Raw genomic sequence first — 3,289 nt, 5'->3', positions numbered from 1 at the left:
GGACCGTGTAGCCGTAGGGGCCGGTGCGGTCCAGGGAGAGCGGGCCCTCGTAGACCCAGCGGCCGTCGGGTTCGGGGGCGCCCGTGGGTTTCAGGGAGACGGGCGTGGCGTCGGTGATGCGGTCCTCCTCGTCCACCCGGCCGGAGACGGCCTGCACCTCCACGTCGTCCGGGCCGAGGCTGCCCAGGCCCACGCGCACCCGCAGGCCGAGGGTGGTGCCGAGTTCGGCGGTGGCCGTGGAGGGGAGTCCCCCCGTGCGTTCGGCGACGGGGGAGGCGGTCTCCACGTGGTCCACCGTCACCTCGTGCCAGGCACCGCGCACCCGCGCCTTCCACCGCGCGAGCTCGCGCGCCGCGTCCGGGTCCAGGGCGCGGTGGGCGTGGGCAGCGGGGGCGTAGAGCCGCTCGACGTACTCGCGGACCATGCGGCCCGCCAGCACCTTCGGGCCGAGCAGCGTCAGGGTCTGGCGGACCATCTCGATCCACCGGTCGGGCAGCCCGTCCCGGCCGCGCTCGTAGAAGCGGGGTGCGACCCGCTGCTCCAGCAGGTCGTACAGCGCGGCGGCCTCGATGTCGTCGCGGTGGTCGGGGTCGTAGCCGGTACCGTCCGCGGTGGGGATGGCCCAGCCGAAGTCGGGCTGGTACCACTCGTCCCACCAGCCGTCCAGGACGGAGAGGTTGAGGCAGCCGTTGAGCGCGGCCTTCATGCCGGACGTGCCGCACGCCTCCAGCGGGCGCAGCGGGTTGTTCAGCCAGACGTCGCAGCCGTGGTACAGCTTCTGCGCCATCGCCATGCCGTAGTCCGGCAGGAAGGCGATCCGGTGGCGCACCCGCGGGTCGTCGGCGAAGCGGACCAGCTCCTGGATGAGCCGCTTGCCGCCCTCGTCGGCCGGGTGCGCCTTGCCCGCGACCACGATCTGGACCGGCCGCTCGGGGTGCAGCAGGAGGTCCATCAGCCGGTCGCGGTCGCGCAGCATCAGCGTCAGGCGCTTGTACGACGGCACCCGGCGCGCGAAGCCGATCGTCAGCACGTCGGGGTCGAACACGCCGTCGATCCAGCCCAGCTCGGCCGCACCCGCGCCGCGCTGCCGCCAGGAGGCCCGCAGCCGATCGCGCACCTCGGTGACCAGTTGCTCGCGCAGGTCGCGGCGCAGGTCCCAGACGTCCTGGTCGGAGATGTCGGCGACGGCGTCCCAGCGTTCGGAGCCGCCCGTGGTCAGCGCGTCCTCGGTGCGGTGGGCGCCGACCTGCCGGGCGCCGAGCCGGAAGACCTCCGGGGCCACCCAGGTCGGGGCGTGCACACCGTTGGTCACGGAGGTGATCGGCACCTCCTCGGGGTCGAATCCCGGCCACAGCCCGGCGAACATCTCCCGGCTGACCGTTCCGTGCAGCAGCGAGACGCCGTTGGCGCGCTGGGCCAGCCTGAGACCCATCACCGCCATGTTGAACAGGTTCGGCTCGCCGCCGGGGTACGTCTCCATGCCCAGCCGGAGGATTCGCTCGACGTCGATGCGCGGCAGCTCGGCGCCGGGCCCGAAGTGGCGGGCGACCAGCTCCCGGTCGAAGCGGTCGATGCCGGCCGGAACGGGCGTGTGCGTGGTGAAGACCGTACCCGCGCGCACCGACTCCAGTCCCGCGTCGAAGTCCATCCCCCGGTCACACAGCTCGGCGATGCGCTCCAGGCCGAGGAAGCCCGCGTGGCCCTCGTTGGTGTGGAACACCTCGGGGTCGGGGTGGCCGGTGAGCCGGCAGTACGTCCGTACCGCCCGCACCCCTCCTATGCCCAGCAGCATCTCCTGCAGCAGCCGGTGCTCGCTGCCGCCGCCGTAGAGCCGGTCGGTCACCCCGCGCTCGCCGAGGTCGTTCTCCTCGACGTCGGAGTCCAGCATCAGCAGCGGAATCCGGCCGACCTGGGCCACCCAGATCCGGGCGTGCAGGGCCTTGCCGCCGGGCAGCGCCAGCGAGACCCGTGCCGGGGTGCCGTCGGCCTTCTTCAGCAGGGTGACGGGCAGCTCGTTGGGGTCGAGGACCGGGTAGTGCTCCTGCTGCCAGCCGTCCCGGGACAGGGTCTGCCGGAAGTAGCCGTGCCGGTACAGCAGCCCGACCCCGATCAGCGGTACGCCGAGGTCGCTGGCCGCCTTCAGATGGTCGCCGGCGAGGATGCCGAGGCCGCCGGAGTACTGCGGCAGCGCGGCCGTGATGCCGAACTCGGGCGAGAAGTACGCGACGGCGGCGGGCAGGCCCGCCGGCCGGCCCTGGTACCAGCGGTCGCCGGTCACGTAGTCGTGCAGGTCGTCGGCGACGGCGGTCAGCCGGCGCAGGAAGCGGCGGTCCCCGGCCAGCTCGGCCAGCCGTGCCGGAGACACGCTGCCGAGCAGGCGTACGGGGTCGCCGCCCGAGGAGGCCCAGCGTTCGGGGTCGACGGACTGGAAGAGGTCACGGGTCTCGGCGTGCCAGGACCAGCGCAGGTTGCGGGCCAGCTCATGGAGCGGGCGCAGGGGCTCGGGGAGAACGGGACGGACGGTGAACCGACGGATCGCCTTCACTTGCCACCTCGGCGCGTTCGCTGGATGGACGCACTGCGCTGTGCGCCCCGTCACTGAAAACCGTACCGGTCCGGGAGCGGCCGCCGCTGGGTGTGGACACCGCCGGGCGCCGCCGTGCCCGGAAGGGACCGGGTCGGTGCCCGGAAGAGACCGGGTCGGGGCCGGTCCCTTCCGTGTCCGGACCGGGCCGGTCTTGTGCGTCGGCATACGCGCGAGTAGTTAACAAAGTGCCGGATTGCTCACCCGAATAGGGTGGGAAGGCTCCTCCGGTACACCCGACAGGTAGAACACGCAGGACCCACCTCCCCACAGACATCCGCCCACACCCTCGTTGACGCGGACAGGAGCGGTCATGCCCGCCAAGCACCACTCGGCAGCACCAACGACAACCAGCACGAGCGGCGCAAGCCGCACAGGCAGCGCAGGCGGGGCCCCCGGCAGGCCCGGCGCCGACGCGCCACCCGGGCACCGGCCCCACGACCCCGGCCGGCGGAGCGCACCGCCATCGGAACGGTCCTCCTCGAGCGGAACCACCGCCGTGGGCCGGATCCCCGTCCTCGACGTCCGTCCGGTCGTCCAGCGGGGCCGCAGGCCCGCCAAGGCGGTGACCGGGGAGTCGTTCCAGATCTCGGCCACCGTCTTCCGCGAGGGCCACGACGCGGTGGCCGCGAACGTGGTCCTGCGCGATCCGGCGGGCCGTCCCGGCCCCTGGACGCCGATGCGCGAGCTGGCTCCCGGCACCGA

At 73.3% G+C, this 3,289-nt stretch carries 2 protein-coding genes; one reads left to right on the top strand and one right to left on the bottom strand.

Annotation, left to right across the window (positions count from 1 at the left end; genetic code table 11):
* Positions 1 to 2,545 (bottom strand): glycosyltransferase family 1 protein (locus tag C1I97_RS33875; protein WP_111006839.1); only part of this gene is annotated, 2,545 nt, incomplete at its 3' end.
* Positions 2,546 to 2,897: 352 nt separating this feature from the next.
* On the opposite strand from C1I97_RS33875, the gene C1I97_RS33870 reads away from it, so the two are divergent.
* Positions 2,898 to 3,289 (top strand): maltotransferase domain-containing protein (locus C1I97_RS33870; protein ID WP_146608382.1); only part of this gene is annotated, 392 nt, incomplete at its 3' end.

Origin of the sequence: Streptomyces sp. NTH33 (genome assembly GCF_003236365.1) — a bacterium.
In the GTDB taxonomy this organism is placed as follows: Bacteria; Actinomycetota; Actinomycetes; order Streptomycetales; family Streptomycetaceae; genus Streptomyces.
The sequence above is the reverse complement of the archived record's forward strand: the minus strand, read 5'-3'. Positions and strand labels throughout refer to the sequence as shown.